Below are 15,898 nucleotides of genomic sequence, written 5' to 3' on the forward strand. Positions count from 1 at the left end.
TCGCTACTCTATTTAGAGCTCGTACATAAGTTCGCATTAAATTCTTTGATTATTCACTTTGTTGTTGACAAGGGGGAGTCCACATAAGTTGACAGTACGCTACCATCAAAAGCAAGTATTACTATTTACATAAATAGTAATACTTCCACAATACTGATTGTTATTACTCTGAGGCAACCAGTGCCGATAGCCCTACCAAATATCTCCGCCTATTTATTTAGTAAAATCAGCATTACTTAATTCAAAGATTTTTATACTTCGGACAGCCTACTATATGCCAAAATTATCTAGCATATCGTGCCTTCACTTAGGTTATTTTAACTATTGTCTTTACTTAAAATCTTATCAATTGCTACCGCAATAATAATCAGTGAACCCATTACAATTTGCTGATAGTAACTTTGAACATTAGTTAAATTTAAAATATTATTAATCACACCAATAATTAATCCTCCAACCACTACACCAAATATTTTTCCGCGGCCACCAAAGAAACTTGTCCCACCAATAATAGCAGATGCAATGGCGAATAACTCAAACCCAACCCCTGCATTAGGCTCAGCCGCTGCGGTTCTAGCAATAGTAATAACCCCTGCTATACCTGCACACATACCTGATATCATAAAAACAATTAGAGTATGGTATTTTATATTGATGCCTGAGAACCAAGCGGCTTCTTTATTACCGCCAATGGCATAAATATTACGCCCTAATTTAGTGTGCTGAGTTATGAACGATAGAATAACAGCTACAAATAATGCAATAAAAACTGGAACAGGTATTTCAAATATCGTACCAGCAATAAGATTACCAAATTCAGGATCGAATCCAAAAACTGATCTTGCATCGGAAATAATAAGAGTGAACCCACGATAAATAGCAATCGTTCCCAATGTAATAATAAATGGATGTAACCCAGTAAAATTAACTAGAAAACCATTAATTAAACCTAATACTCCACCAAATAATATACCACCCAATAAGATAGCCATCCAAAATGGGACACCGGCCATCATTAATTGTGCAGATACCATTCCAGTCAATGCTAAAATTGAACCAACTGACAAATCGATACCCGCGATTAAGATGGTAAAAAACACTCCACACGCAAGTAATATCATTACCGAACTTTGTAGAAGTACTTGAGTAATATTACCACCGGTAAAAAAATACTGAGGAGAAAGAATACTAGAAATAATAAATAGAGTGATCAATACCCCGACGATTCCATATTCTTGCCACAACCTAGCAAATTGTATTTTAGGTTTTGTTTCTTTTCTAACTGATTTAGTTTCTATCAACTTATCCATAAATTACTCCATAACGACTAATAATCTAGTCAACAATTTTAAATTGTTGCAGATTTCAGAATATTTTCTTCAGTGGCATCTTTATTTTCTATAAATTCGACGATATGACCACCTCGGTAAACAGCAATACGATCACAGACAGACAGAAGTTCCGGTAATTCAGATGACACCACAATAATACCTCGACCTTTATCTGCCTGTTCTCTTAATATTTGGTAGATTTCAGACTTTGCTCCGACGTCTATCCCACGTGTTGGTTCATCAAACATAAACAGATCACTATCCGCAGCTAACCATTTAGCAATGATTACTTTTTGTTGGTTACCACCAGATAAGTGGACTATATTTTGTTTCACCGATGAACAACGAATATTCAAACTGTTTTTATATTCCTCTCCCATCTTATTTTCTGCTTTAAAATCTAATGATTCTAAAGAGAGAGCATATTTACTTGATTTAATAAACGGTAAAATCGATATATTCTGAGCAACATTAAAATTATGAAAAAAACCTGTTTCTCTACGATCCTCAGTAACCAGAGCAATTCCAGCTCGTATTGCATCGGTTGGATTATTAATGTCTAATTTTTTGTTGCTTAAGGTTAAATTACCCTGTGATTTCGGACGAGCTCCAAAAATAGTTTCAACTAATTCGCTTCGTCCTGCACCGACCAAACCAGCGAAACCTAATATTTCACCTTTATAAAGTTTGAAAGAAACGTCATTAACAAATTTATCTTTAGAGATTAAACTATCAACTTCGAAGATGATTGATGACCTGTCAACTTTATCTCCAATTGGTCGGGAATGGGTCAACTCACGGCCAACCATTTTATTAACAAGGAATTCAACCGGGGTTGTTTTAGCATCCCAAGTACCAACGTGATGGCCATCTTTTAAGACTGACACACGATCACCAATAATTGGAATTTCTTTTAGCTTATGAGATATATACACAACACCTAACCCAGCACTCCGTAAACTATTAATAATATTGAATAAATTTAAAACCTCATCATCATTTAACGACGATGTTGGCTCATCCATGATTATTACTTTAGGCTCATCAATTAGTGCTTTAGCAATTTCAACTTGTTGTTTTTCTGAAATAGATAGTTCATGAACCAGTATTTTGGGGTTCTTTTTAAAGCCTACACAAGAGAGGGCATGTTTTGCTTTAATAGCCATTTTTTTACGGTCTACAACACTAACTCCCATTATTTTTTTAGTGGGGATACTGCCAATAAATAAATTTTCTTCAATTGAAAGGTTATTGATCACTGATAACTCTTGGTAAATTAATCTAATACCAAAATCACGCGATTGATTGGTTGTAACTTCTTTAAAAGTATTTTTACCAAGTTGTATTTCACCGCCTGTTGGTTTATAAATACCTGATAATATTTTCATTAAAGTTGACTTACCTGCACCATTTTCACCGAGTAGAACGTGTACTTCGCCAGATAAAATCTCAAAAGTAATATTGTTCAACACAGTTATAGCGCCAAATTTCTTAGTTATATTCTTTACGGCAACGAGTTGAGACATAACACACCTCAGTAGATAGCTAAAATTCAAGTAATCAACAACAAAAATAAATATTTAACCAATAAATAATCAGTCGCTATAGATAACTTAGCTAAAATAAAATTGGTTTAAAAACTAAACACTTAATACTGCCCGCTATTACTCCGCTGCATTAAGTGCTTATATCGATAATTACTTTTGTGCCTTGATAATTGTTTTTATTAACAGGAGATATAAATACTAATTAAATATTACCATCACGAGTCACTACATAAGTATTAACAGGAACGAACTTAGGTTCTGCATTTATATCCATTTTGGGTTTGTTTCTTATTGCATCAACGAGCATATCTAAACCTTTTGCTCCAATTGCTTCGGGATCTTGTGCAAGAGACGCATTTAATTCTCCACGCTTAATAGAAACACGTGCTTCTGGTGCTGCATCTGTTCCAACTACTATTACTTGGTCTAGCTTATTAGCATTTTTAACCGCTTGTACCACACCAAGAGACATAACATCATTGACGACATAAATAGCTTTTAGGTTAGGGTATCTTTGTAGGATATTTGCACTAACATCCATTGCTTTAACGCGATCCCAATCGCCAGGTTGACTGGTAACGACATTAATATTTTTTACGTTAGACAATATGTTCATAGCCCCTTTTGTTCTTGTTTCACTTGCAAAGTAACCAGGTTTACCTTCAATTATCGCAACTTCGCCACCAACTTCACCAAGCTGTTTAACAATATAATTACCTGCTTTTTCACCCAGTAAAACATTATCAGTACCGGTGTAACCTATAATACTACCTCCAACTGAACGTAATTGAGGGATATCTACTTTTTCATCTACGTTAACCACGTAAATACCTTTTTGATTAGCTTTAGCTATTGCACGAACAAGGCTAACCGGTGATGTAGGGGCTAATGCAATACCTTTGTAACCTTTATTAATCGCATCTTCGACTAGACGTAATTGACCTTGAGGATCCGCATCACTTGCAGGAGCAAAAAAATCAACACTTACATCCAGTCTTTTAGATTCATCTTCTATTCCTTTTTTAATTGATAAGAAGAATGGATCGGATAGAGATTTAAGAATAACAGCAACGTCTGCAGCATGAGCCACATTGGTTGCACTTATTAAGAGTGCTAATGGTAGAACTAGTTTACGTAAATTCATGGTAATATCCTTTATTTCAGATTGTTCAGTCATTTAATGTCTTTTAGTCTTTAACTATCAAACATTTCCCTTTCTAACATTGCGCATAAGCAATGGTACAAAACTAAAGTTTCTTCCTGTATTTTATATGTTTCCGTGGATGGTAATTTAATTACACAATCAGATAATGATGCTAAATAACCACCAACACTTCCAATTATTGCTATTGTTTTCATGCCCTTAATATTTGCGACCTGTCCTGCATTACACACATTTATTGAGCGACCAGAAGTACTTAATGCGATTAATACATCTCCTGTATCTCCATAACCATAAACTTGTTGAGCAAAGCACATATCTGCTGATACATCATTACTAAAAGCACTATTCAAAGCTACATGGCTTACAAGGGATATTGCAGGAAGAGCACCTTGCAAATTATCAATTAAATGTTGAGCATTTTCTGGATATTTATTTTTTATTTTTTGCTTATAATCTTCGGGTATTGGACGTTTAAGTACAAAACCTTTCATTAACTCTCCGACAATATGCTCGCAATCTGCAGCACTTCCGCCATTACCACACAATAGTAACTTTCCATTATTTTTATAGGACTTAATCAATATTTCCCATGCAAGTATTAAATCACTTTGACATTGAATGAGATCCGGATGATCTATAAATGTTTTTTCTAAAATAATTTTCGTTTCATATTTCATAATTCAACTTCTTCATTAGAAATGGCTACCGCTAGTGCCGCATAATCACCAACTTGTTCTGACAATGTTGAACTGACGACTGAACATACATTTCGAGAATATGGCAGACATTCTTGCTGCATAACGATATCTGCAGAAGGCCATAAAAAATCTTTACAATGGGTGAATATGCCACCAATGATAATAATTTCAGGGTTCAATATATCAATAATAATAGAAAGACCTTTACCTAATGCCGTACCACTCATATTAAGAATGTTAATTGCCAGTGGATCACCATTTTTAGCCGCTATTGCAATAGCCTTTGCATCGATATGATCGATATTAGATTTGTTTTCACAAAATGAAACGTAGTTACCCATTTGAAATTGTTCAAGAATTTTTGTTTTTCCAAGTTGTGCTATACCGCCTCCACTACAAAAACCTTCGAATGATCCCATTTTCCCATAACCAACAGGCCCATGCTCTGACAGGCGAATATGACCCACCTCACCAGCCATATCATTGGCCCCTGTATAAAGTTGACCATTAAGAATTAAACCAGCACCTAATCCAGTACCAAAGGTCAGAAAAATAACATTGTTATACCCCCGGGCTGCTCCGAAATACCATTCAGCCAAAGTACAGGCATTAGCATCATTTTGTAATTTCACTGGTAAATTAAAGTGTTGAGTAAAAATATTTACGATAGAAACTTCATCCCAACCAACTAAATTAGGTGGTGATAAAATAATTCCTTTCTCAGTATTTAATGGACCACCACAGCTAATTCCAATGCCACGGATCTGGTTTGAATCTAGCTTATTATCTTGAATTATTGATTCAATAGTTTTAAGGAGTCTATTTATAATTTTATCTACATCACGGCTATCACCTGTAGAAAATGATTGCTTATCTAAAATATCGATATTATTACCTGATGTGGAACCGAGTGATATGGCACATTTTGTTCCGCCAATGTCTACACCAATTAAATATTTTTTCATGTAAATTACACTTATTAATGGATAACTATTTATATTTATACTCCCCTCTTGAAAGTTAGTAAATTCATTTTACTAACTGCTCGGTGAACAATTTATCATATTGTGATAATGTTCATAAATAGTGAGGTTAATAGATAAGAATAAAGAGATAACTGGCAATGAAAATAACTAATGTTAGTAATCACACAATAAATAAATTAATTATTAGTTAATAAAATAATCAATAAGATAGGTAAATGAATAAAAAAGGTTTAAATAGCAATGATATTAAGCAACGAAATAAACTTTCAATTCTTAAGTCACTAGCCACAAAAAGTATGATGTCACGATCTGAACTGTCGATTTATCTCAGATTAACCAAAATGACATTATCCAATTTAGCTCAAGAAATGATAAACGACGGGCTAATTACTGAATCACGCATTCCTTCAAAATCATATTCTACTGGACGTAAACCTATTAACTTACAGCTTTCTTCCTCGTCTCCTGTCGTGTGTGGTATATCGATTCGTCGAGATCTGCTAACTACAGTTGTAGCCGATTTGTCTGGCTGTTTAATTTACAAAAATAAAGTTTCGTATCCTTATGATTTCAATAACGACAATCTAACTACACTTATTTTTCAGGAGTATAATTTAGCAGTTAAAAACGTAACTAGAAAAATTGTCGGGATTGGCGTCTCTTCAATCGGTCCATTAAATGAAAAAGAAGGAATTATTTTATCTCCACCAGAATTTGGTCGTATAAAAAACCTCAATATCAGGGAAGCGTTGACAACCTTTACTTCTTTACCCGTTTTCCTTATTAATGATGCTAATGCAGCAGCTCTAGCTGAAAAACTATATGGAATAGGTCGTGATATTGATAATTATGTTTATGTCCACCTCATGAATGGTATCGGTGCGGGCTTAGTTTTAAATAATAAAGTACAAACAGGAAATACAGGGCAAGGGGGGGAAATTGGTCATACTTCTATCAACTTTAATGGTCCTGATTGCAGTTGTGGAAATAAAGGTTGCTTAGATTATTATACTAATATAAGCAATATGAGGGCCTCTATCGTCAAAAAATTGCCCACTAACCCAACGTCTCTTTTAGCAAGTCAAAATGACATCACGTTATCGGATATAATAAATGCTACTCATCAAAATGACCCTCTAGCCATTACTATTTTAAGTGAATTCTGTGATCATTTGAGTTGTTCAATTATTAATACTTTATCTCTCATTGATTGTGATTTCATTATTATTGGTTATGACAAGTTAATTGAAGGGAATTTTATTGAAAAATATTTATATAATAAATTATCTACTTTCCCTGGGATATCCAAACATAAAAACATTAAAATTAGTTATTCTTACTTTGGGTCTGAAGCCCCTATTATCGGTGCTATATCGATAGTCAGTGAAAATATCTTTAATGGTGTGCTAACACTAAACTAAGCAGCATCTCATCAGTCCATAGCAACCTCTGCTTTTTTAGCGAAGTAAATTCAATGAGGTTGCTACTAAAATTTATAATTCCATCAATCCTCGTTTTAATGGTTAATGAAGCTTCCTAGTAAGGTGCTAATATGATCCACCCTTTTGCTGAATTAATTAATGTGTGAACTAATGTGAGACAACGATTAAAATTACTAGCTGTCTCGCACTTATTAGAAGAAAAAAGTAGATCTGATATTGCGGTTATTTTAAGGTCAGCCTCAGAAGGGGGAGTCCACAGAATTATTTACAGGGTCACATAAGTTGACAATACCGGCTAGACCATTGTCATTATCATTAAAGTTGCAATTACCTGCTATTCACTCAGATGCAGTTATTAACTATTTTGATAATCTTTTACCTGACAATGGTCAGGTCAGAGACAGAATTGTTACAAGATATAAAGTTGTATCTAAGCTGCCTTTCGATTTGCTCAAGCAAGTAGGTAAAGACAGTGTTGGGGCAATAATGATGCTACCACCAGAGCAGCCTTATGAAAAAGAGCCTCTCAACTATGAAATATTAAAAGAGCAAAAACTTGAGGCTGACGAATATCTTTGTATTGAACTTGCTAGAGAGCTTGGTTTTAAAGTACCAAATCTCGAGATAATAAAAACTAAATATATCAAGGCACTCGCCGTTGAACGTTTTGATCGACTCTGGAATAGAGATAGAACAAAATTATTACGTCTACCCCAAGAAGATATTTGACAAGTATTTGGAAAACCCTCATCGATTAAATATAAATCTGATGGAGGGCCTGGAATAGCTGAAATAATGAAATTATTAATGGGGGTCTAGTAATGCACTTGAAGATCAATATAACTTTATGAGGTTTCAAGTGTTTCAATGGGTCATAGGTGCTACGGATGGCTATGCTAAAAATTTTTCTATTTTTATAGGGAAGGGTGGAAGTTATAAACTAACTCCATTTTATGACATATTGTCTGCTTACCCTGTTCTCGCAGGACGAGGGCTAAACATAAGAAAGTTAAAACTTGCAATGTGCTTGAAAGCAACAAAAGGTAAGAAATATGAAATAAATAAAATTTTACCTCGTCATTTTCTTGATACTGCTAAAGCAATAAATTTTGACCAAACTAAGATGAAAGATATCTTGATTAATTTAAAGGAGCAGCTGCCATAAGCTATATTTCGACTTAAAAAAAAGCTCCCTGAAGATTTTCCCAAACATGTATCAGAACCAATTTTTGAAAATTCGATGAAAATTCTGGATAAAATTTAATCGTATAATGATGTCATCTTATTTTGCTGACTGTTTGAATGGTTTCTTTGTTTGTTGCGATTGAATTGAGTTATGTTTTATTTTAGAAAGTAAGGTCTGGTAGTTAAAAAATTTTCTAATTTAGATAGCTTATCAACGTATGAAAAATATAAATTTGTTGAATTTTTTCAACAGTAAAGCTCAGTGATTTTGTTGTTTTAGAATTTAAACGGTCGTTATTGATGTGGCTAAATGGTGGCCAAAAAATTAATTGGACGGTTTTGTTTGATCTAAATTGGGCTTAAACGGTATTGTTAAATAACATTCAACTATTTGTTTTTAAAGTATTTTGTTTTATTTCAATAGTTTGTAAATATTTCCCATTAAGCCTTCCAAGCTGATAATGCGGGTTCGATTCCCGCTGCCCGCTCCAACTTTCGTTATAGAAAGTAACTTTAAAACCAAGCCTTGTGCTTGGTTTTTTTGTTTCTACCATTTGAAAAAGATACTAGGAGGGCTGTAGTTGAAGGTGCAAAAATCGCCTACTTGTAGAACCATTCCATTTTACCCTCTAGAAGTGCTATTTCTTTTATGTGCTATACGCTTCAAGCAATTCTCCCACAGTACAATTCAAATTTTTACATAACAACGGCAGTGTTTCAAAATTAATACTATTATTGGTATATTTAATTGAATGGTAAGCTAGTTAAGAACATTATTATTAAATAAACATTTAATAATAATGTGTTTTCAAAGACTAAAAACTAAAGTCTGAGAACGAGGGCTTGTTAACTTTAACAACAATTCCACTTATTCTTTAACGACAATTCAAACAATGCTGTTCTACCTTAATGGCCTTAGTAATAAATACACTTTATTGCATTTTATCAGGGCATAGCCAGCATCAGTGAAAGCGAAAAAATAACGGAAGTAAAAAAACATTATTTGAATTGTCATTTAAGTGTGAAAATAGAAATGATTTATAATCAGTAATTTAGTAAAGTATGACATAATAAGACGTTGATTTTTATTCAATTAATCACTATCGTGGTTCGTGAATACCAACCACTTAGCTAACGGAGCTTCGCTTAAATGCATTATTTCTGGGTGCCATTTTTACCCATGTTCGGGATTATAGTTCCCTTACTCGCCAATAAACTTAATCGTAGTGCCTGTACGCTGGCAACCGCGTTGCTACCAGCGCTAGCGCTTTGCTTGATTTTTCTTGATTTGCCAGCGGTATTGGCTGGGGAGTCTTTTAGCAAGAGCGTTGAGTGGATCCCCCAATTAGGTTTATCATTATCATTTCGGCTCGATGGTTTAGCTGCATTATTTAGTATATTGATTTTGGGAATTGGTCTACTGGTTATTTTATATGCGCGTTACTATTTATCTGAAAAAGACCATATGGGACGTTTTTACTGTTATTTGATTATGTTTATGACGGCCATGCTCGGCATTGTGATGTCAAATAATATGCTACAACTCTGGTTTTATTGGGAGTTAACCAGTATTAGTTCGTTCTTGCTAATCGGTTTTTGGTCACACAATAGTGATGCACGTAAAGGTGCTAGAATGGCGCTTACTATCACTGGTGCTGGTGGTTTAGCGTTATTGGCAGGGATCATTTTATTAGCTCAAGTCGTTGGCAGTTACGAATTAGACGTCGTCCTCAATAGTGGCGAGTTGGTAAAACAAAGTCCTTATTATTTAGCTATTTTAAGCCTATTTTTAATTGGTGCATTTACTAAGTCTGCTCAATTCCCATTCCATTTTTGGTTGCCTCACGCAATGGCAGCGCCTACGCCGGTAAGTGCTTACTTACACTCAGCTACTATGGTAAAAGCAGGTATTTTCTTATTAGCGCGTTTTTACCCAGTATTAGCAGGCACAGAAATGTGGTTTGTGGTGGTGTCATTAACCGGTTTATTGACTATGTTATTGGGCGCTTACACTGCATTATTTAAACATGATTTAAAAGGGCTATTAGCTTACTCGACCATCAGTCACCTTGGTTTAATTGTATTGTTGCTCGGTTTAAATACTGAGTTAGCTGCGATTGCTGCAATATTTCACATCATGAATCATGCCGTTTTTAAAGCGTCATTATTTATGGCTGCAGGTATTATTGACCATGAATCTGGTTCGCGAGACATGCGTAAAATTAATGGGCTATGGAAATACATGCCTATCACTGCCACGTTAGCGATGGTGGCCTCTGCATCGATGGCAGGGGTGCCTCTGCTTAATGGGTTTTTATCTAAAGAAATGTTTTTTACTGAAACCTTAGAGCAAAGCATTTTAGGTGCTATGTCTTGGTTAATTCCTGTATTAGCGACTATTGCTGCGGCCTTTTCTGTCGCTTATTCACTGCGTTTTATTCATGATGTGTTCTTTAATGGTGAGCCGAAAGGTTTAACTAAAACCCCACATGAGCCACCACGTTATATGCGTGTTCCCGTGGAAATATTGGTGGCGATTTGTTTGTTGGTGGGTATTTTTCCTAACTACACGATTGGTCCATTGCTACAAAGTACTTCATTGGCGGTACTTAACCATGCCTTACCTGAATATAGCTTATCCATATGGCATGGATTTAACCTGCCGTTATTAATGAGTGGAATGGCAACGATGGGTGGTGTGGCTATTTATTTGAACCGCAAACATCTATTCAAATTTGCAGGGATGTTTCCGGATATTGACGCAAAATTGGTCTTTGAAGGTTGTATTCAGGCCTGTGTAAGGTGGGCACAAAAAATAACCATGACATTGGAGAACGGCTCTTTACAACGTTATGCTTTTTGTCTCTGTTTCTTCGCTTTATTGCTCATCGCACCACCTTTGTTTGACCTAGATACAACCAGAGGAAGTTTGCCTGGTACGCCTATCAATGGTGCTGTGCTTGTTGCTGCTATTTTGATTATTGCAGGTTCACTTGCCACCATGATTTGGAGTCATTACCGTCTCATTGCATTATTAATGTTGTCGCTAGTCGGTTTAGTCGTATCGATAACCTTCGCTTACTTCTCGGCACCTGACTTAGCGCTTACTCAGCTCTCAGTAGAAATTGTAACGGTGATTTTGTTATTGCTGGCGCTTTATTTCTTCCCTCAGCAAACCCCAACCAGTAAAAGTCGCCCTAGCCATTTTGTACGCGACTTGACCGTTGCGGCATTCATAGGCTGTATTATTGGTAGTATTTGTTTTGCTTTAATGACCCATCCTTTGGATAGTATTTCTGCATTTTTCTTAGCCAATGCAAAAACAGGCGGGGGCGGAACCAATGTGGTAAATGTTATTCTGGTCGATTTCCGTGGCTTTGATACCTTTGGTGAGATTACGGTGCTCGGAATTGCTGCATTAGGTATTCATAAGTTAATTGCTCGCATGCGTTTATCAATGCGCACTAAAGATTACGATGGCCGCCTATGGGCGAAAGAGAAGTATCCGGTGTTATTAATGGTGGTTTCACAAAGCTTATTGCCTCTATTCCTGCTCATCTCTGCTTATATCTTTATGCGTGGACACAACTTACCAGGCGGAGGCTTTATTGCCGGTTTGATTACTTCTATTGCGTTAATTCAACAATACCTTGCACATGGCGTTGATTGGATGGCTAAAAGGGTGAGTTTGAGTTACCACTATATGATCGCGATTGGATTATCGATCGCCGGATTAACAGGCTTAGGTAGTTGGATTTTTGATCGACCGTTTTTAACCTCTTGGTTTGAATATGTTTCGTTACCTTGGATAGGTAAATTTGAACTTGCTAGTGCATTGCTATTTGACATCGGGGTTTACTTTACCGTGATCGGTGCGACATTGCTTATATTAGCGAGCTTAGGCAAGTTAACGACTACAGAACGACTCACAGTAGGAGAAAGATAATGGAACTAGTCTACGCAGTTTGTGTCGGCTTCATGAGTGCCTGTGGCATATTTTTAATGCTACGTGGCCATACCTTTACGTTAGTTATTGGGCTTACTTTATTGTCTTACGCTGTTAACTTATTTCTATTTGCCAGTGGTGGATTAACCATCGGTGCTCCTACGGTACTGAGTAGCAGTGAAAATTACGCAGATCCACTACCGCAGGCGTTAGTACTGACTGCGATCGTTATTGGATTTGCTATGACCGCTTTTGCTGTGATTCTAGCAATGCGAGGACGTGCAGACTTAGGTAGTGATCACGTAGATGGAATAGAACCTTTCGATCCTTTAGCTGAGGAAAAATCCTAATGAGTTTGTTTGACCATTTAGTTATCTTCCCAGTATTAATTCCTTTTTTTGTGGCTGTTGCTTTGCTTTTTCCAAGCTTAAGTAACTCCTTAAGCAAACAACGTGTAGTGAGCATCTCTGCTAATATTTTGATGGTCGTGGTTGCCTTTTCGCTGCTATTCAAGGTTGAGGCACAAGGTATTCAAGTGTATGCACTTGGCGATTGGTCCGCTCCTTTTGGCATTGTATTAGTCGCGGATCTATTTTCTGTATTAATGGTTTGTTTAAGTGCTATTTTAGGCTTAGCGGTAATACTCTATGCGAGTGCAGGAGAAGATAAAACAGGCGCCTTTTTCCACCCTCTTATTATGTTCCAATTAATGGGCATTAACGGTGCATTTTTAACCGGCGATGTGTTTAATTTATTTGTGTTTTTCGAAGTATTGCTAATCGCCTCATACTCTCTGATGATCCACGGAGGAGGAAAACAACGGATACAGGCAAACATCCATTATGTATTCCTTAATTTAATTGGTTCATCGTTATTTTTGTTTGCATTAGGCACTTTATACGGCACTTTAGGCACCCTTAACTTTGCTGATATGGCCGATAGGATCCCACTGCTCTCCAATAATGAATTACTGATCGCCAAGTCAGGGGCCTTATTGTTATTAGCTGTTTTTGGTTTAAAAGCGGCGATGCTTCCTTTACATTTTTGGCTACCCAAAGCTTACTCGGCGACCAGTACTTCAGTGGCCGCATTATTTGCCATTATGACTAAAGTGGGTATCTATAGTATTTGGCGGGTACATGGTGTGATGTTTGGTGACCAAGCCGGTGAACTGGCGAATATCGCTTTGCCATGGTTATGGCCGATAGCTTTATTAACTATTATTGCTGGCGCTATTGCGGTACTTGCGAGTAAAAGTTTGCGGGTGCTTTGTAGTAACTTGGTGATTGTATCCGTCGGTACGTTATTGGTGACTATTAGTTTGAATACGGTACAAGCTACTTCAGCAGGGATTTATTACTTACTACATAGTACCGTCGCCTGTGCTGCTATGTTTTTGCTCGCAGGGTTAATTCAACAACTTCGTGGTCAAGCAGAAGACCGTTTTGTTACCGCTAGAGCAATGCCTCAAGCGGGCATTTTGGGCTTTATCTTTGTGTTATTAGCAATAGGGTTAATTGGTATGCCACCATTGTCAGGATTTGTTGGTAAAGCATTGATTTTACAATCAATCACCAAAGCAAGTGAAGCAATGTGGGTTTTCCCAATCGTATTAGGCGGAGGGCTAATTGCTTTAATTGCCTTATCACGTGCCGGTACCTCATTGTTTTGGCGAACCAATGGTGAAAACACCAGCACACTAAAAGGCCATCCACTTCAGTACCTGGCGATTGGCTTATTGGTCGTGATACTTCCTTTGATGGTTATTTTTGGCGGAACAGTAAGTGACTATACACAATTGGCTGCAGAGCAACTTAAAGCTGGTTTAAGTTTGCAACAACTTAATGAGGTCGCTAAATAATGAATAAAGTACGTAAATTTGTTTGGTTTCCCACACCCTACCACAGCATATTATTATGGCTAGTGTGGCAAATTTTACATGATTTTAGTCGTGGTCATATGGTGTTAGGGGCGATGTTTGCGATTGTTATTCCTTGGATTGTCGCACCTCTCAGTGAGAAAGAAGCGGTAGCAAAAAAAACTATCAAGGCGGTGATCTATACATTTCGTTTGTTAATTGACATTGTTGCCTCTAATTACGACGTAGCGAAGCGTGTATTGCAAAGCAATCGCAGTTTAAAGCCCGCCTTCATTGCGGTGCCTTTAGACATTAAAGAGCCTGTGCCACTGGCTATTTTTACAAGTAGCGTGTCATTAACACCAGGTACTGTGAGTGTGGAATTATCAGAGGACAGAAAATGGTTATATGTACATGTGCTGCATCTAGAGGATGAACAACAATTAATTAACCTTATCAAAGATCGTTATGAAGCCCCTTTAAAGGAGATTTTCGGATGTTAAGTTACGCTATATTGATTGCTTGTGCGTTGATTTGTTGTGCTTTAGCGTTAAATGCTTGGCGTTTAATCATCGGCCCCACTACACCAGACAGAATTATTGCCGTTGATACTATGTACATTAATAGCATTGCATTGATCATATTGTTAGGGCTTCACCAAGGCTCTGCCATTTATTATGAAAGTGCATTATTGATTGCTCTGCTTGGCTTTGTAAGTACTTCAGCTTTTTGTAAGTACTTATTACGTGGCGATATTATCGAATAAGGAAGAGAGATGACTGTATTTTTAGAAGTGGTAGTGAGTTTTTTATTAGTGTTTGGTGCTTTTGTTATGCTAATTGGCTCTATTGGTTTAGCAAAACTCCCGGATTATTTTACTCGCTTACACGCTCCAACTAAAGCTAGTACGCTAGGCGTTGCCTGTATTTTGCTCGCTTCAATGATTTTTTTCAGCGTTCAACTTGGCCACGTGAACTTAAAAGAAGCATTAATTAGCATGTTTTTGCTGATCACCGCACCCGTTGCTGCACATATGCTAGGGAAAGCAGGCTTACACTATAAAGTGAAAATGGCTGATAGTACCCAAAACCAACATTTGGCTAAAAAAGCCTATTTACAACAACACCCTGATGACAAGTAACTCGTTCTTGCTGGCAGTAAATAAGGATAGTGACTTACATATCCTTTAAAGGGATATTGTTAAGTCTATCCCCTCAATAGGATATTACTTTATATAACCCGCTACCAATCGAAATGCTTTATTCAGTCCTTAGCTTATCGCGGTAACGTTATTGGTTGCTACTACAAACTTGGAGAAAAGGTTTTTAACCAGTAAGCATAAAAGGCTTTATAGGGATAAAAATCCTCTTTTTCTTTAGGTCTTGGTTTTGGAATTTCAGATACCCTTACACTAAATAATAGGCTCTGTTCCTGTTAATTGTTGTCTATACTTATAAGTGATCATAACGTATTAAAGGTAAAGACTATGAATACTAAATCGTTCGTTCAAAACCTTAACCAAATAACTGCAGCACTTATATCCATGACACCAGCGCAAAGAGAGGTAGTTCATCAATCAATTCGAGAATCTCAAGTCGAATTACCCACCAATGAACTATTTCAACCTATTTTTGATACCTCTTCTTCTTGCCCTCATTGCACTTCAACGCATTTAAGAAAATGGGGGAAGTCAGGAGAAACACAAAGATATCGATGTAATCATTGTGCTAAGACCTTTAA

Annotated in this window: 16 protein-coding genes; 10 read left to right on the plus strand and 6 right to left on the minus strand. The window is 36.5% G+C overall.

Annotated elements, in window-relative coordinates; translation table 11 throughout:
* Positions 1 to 317: 317 nt before the first annotated feature.
* The 5 genes from alsC to H592_RS0110460 form a co-directional block, all read right to left on the minus strand.
* Positions 318 to 1,310, minus strand: a complete 993-nt coding sequence (alsC, locus tag H592_RS0110440; protein ID WP_028868730.1) for a D-allose ABC transporter permease — start codon at positions 1,308 to 1,310, stop codon at positions 318 to 320.
* A 38-nt stretch (positions 1,311 to 1,348) separates the two neighbouring features.
* Entirely contained in the window at positions 1,349 to 2,857 is a 1,509-nt protein-coding gene (locus H592_RS0110445; RefSeq protein ID WP_028868731.1) for a sugar ABC transporter ATP-binding protein, read from the minus strand.
* A gap of 223 nt (positions 2,858 to 3,080) precedes the next feature.
* The gene (alsB, locus tag H592_RS0110450) at positions 3,081 to 4,055 is read right to left on the minus strand and encodes a D-allose transporter substrate-binding protein (protein WP_211235654.1); all 975 of its coding nucleotides are present in this window, start codon (positions 4,053 to 4,055) and stop codon (positions 3,081 to 3,083) included.
* A gap of 17 nt (positions 4,056 to 4,072) precedes the next feature.
* Positions 4,073 to 4,720: a D-sedoheptulose-7-phosphate isomerase gene (locus H592_RS0110455; protein WP_037071578.1), complete on the minus strand. Its 648-nt coding sequence runs from the start codon at positions 4,718 to 4,720 to the stop codon at positions 4,073 to 4,075.
* A complete protein-coding gene (locus tag H592_RS0110460) occupies positions 4,717 to 5,706 on the minus strand; it encodes an ROK family protein (protein WP_028868734.1) in 990 nt (329 codons plus the stop codon). Before H592_RS0110460 ends, H592_RS0110455 begins: the two co-directional genes overlap by 4 nt.
* Before the next feature lie 236 nt (positions 5,707 to 5,942).
* On the opposite strand from H592_RS0110460, the gene H592_RS0110465 reads away from it, so the two are divergent.
* The 3 genes from H592_RS0110465 (at position 5,943) to H592_RS24795 (ending at position 8,334) form a co-directional block, all read left to right on the plus strand.
* Positions 5,943 to 7,148 carry an ROK family protein gene (locus tag H592_RS0110465; RefSeq protein ID WP_028868735.1) on the plus strand — a complete coding sequence of 402 codons (1,206 nt, stop codon included), beginning with the start codon at positions 5,943 to 5,945 and terminating at the stop codon, positions 7,146 to 7,148.
* A 324-nt stretch (positions 7,149 to 7,472) separates the two neighbouring features.
* Positions 7,473 to 7,898, plus strand: coding sequence for a HipA N-terminal domain-containing protein (locus H592_RS24790; RefSeq protein WP_281170613.1), 426 nt, complete (start codon positions 7,473 to 7,475; stop codon positions 7,896 to 7,898).
* A gap of 130 nt (positions 7,899 to 8,028) precedes the next feature.
* A complete protein-coding gene (locus tag H592_RS24795; protein WP_425414386.1) occupies positions 8,029 to 8,334 on the plus strand; it encodes a HipA domain-containing protein in 306 nt (101 codons plus the stop codon).
* 667 nt (positions 8,335 to 9,001) lie between these two features.
* Here H592_RS24795 and H592_RS24895 read toward each other — a convergent pair.
* Positions 9,002 to 9,103, minus strand: coding sequence for a helix-turn-helix domain-containing protein (locus H592_RS24895; RefSeq protein WP_156916106.1), 102 nt, complete (start codon positions 9,101 to 9,103; stop codon positions 9,002 to 9,004).
* Between the two features lie 401 nt (positions 9,104 to 9,504).
* Here H592_RS24895 and H592_RS0110480 point away from each other — a divergent pair, with 401 nt between their 5' ends.
* The 7 genes from H592_RS0110480 to H592_RS23965 all read left to right on the plus strand — a co-directional run.
* Positions 9,505 to 12,300, plus strand: a complete 2,796-nt coding sequence (locus H592_RS0110480; RefSeq protein ID WP_028868737.1) for a monovalent cation/H+ antiporter subunit A — start codon at positions 9,505 to 9,507, stop codon at positions 12,298 to 12,300.
* Complete coding sequence (locus H592_RS0110485) at positions 12,300 to 12,650, plus strand: Na+/H+ antiporter subunit C (RefSeq protein ID WP_028868738.1); 351 nt, start codon at positions 12,300 to 12,302, stop codon at positions 12,648 to 12,650. The genes H592_RS0110480 and H592_RS0110485 overlap by 1 nt, the downstream gene beginning before the upstream one ends.
* On the plus strand, positions 12,650 to 14,161 hold the full coding sequence (locus tag H592_RS0110490) for a monovalent cation/H+ antiporter subunit D (protein ID WP_028868739.1): 1,512 nt from the start codon (positions 12,650 to 12,652) through the stop codon (positions 14,159 to 14,161). The genes H592_RS0110485 and H592_RS0110490 overlap by 1 nt, the downstream gene beginning before the upstream one ends.
* Positions 14,161 to 14,661: a Na+/H+ antiporter subunit E gene (locus tag H592_RS0110495; protein WP_028868740.1), complete on the plus strand. Its 501-nt coding sequence runs from the start codon at positions 14,161 to 14,163 to the stop codon at positions 14,659 to 14,661. Before H592_RS0110490 ends, H592_RS0110495 begins: the two co-directional genes overlap by 1 nt.
* Positions 14,655 to 14,924 carry a K+/H+ antiporter subunit F gene (locus tag H592_RS0110500; protein ID WP_028868741.1) on the plus strand — a complete coding sequence of 90 codons (270 nt, stop codon included), beginning with the start codon at positions 14,655 to 14,657 and terminating at the stop codon, positions 14,922 to 14,924. Before H592_RS0110495 ends, H592_RS0110500 begins: the two co-directional genes overlap by 7 nt.
* 9 nt (positions 14,925 to 14,933) lie before the next feature.
* Entirely contained in the window at positions 14,934 to 15,299 is a 366-nt protein-coding gene (locus H592_RS0110505) for a Na+/H+ antiporter subunit G (RefSeq protein ID WP_028868742.1), read from the plus strand.
* 345 nt (positions 15,300 to 15,644) lie between these two features.
* A partial coding sequence (locus H592_RS23965; protein ID WP_169727649.1) for an IS1 family transposase occupies positions 15,645 to 15,898 on the plus strand: 254 nt, incomplete at its 3' end.

This window comes from Psychromonas arctica DSM 14288, from assembly GCF_000482725.1.
GTDB classification, from domain to species: domain Bacteria; phylum Pseudomonadota; class Gammaproteobacteria; order Enterobacterales; family Psychromonadaceae; genus Psychromonas; species Psychromonas arctica.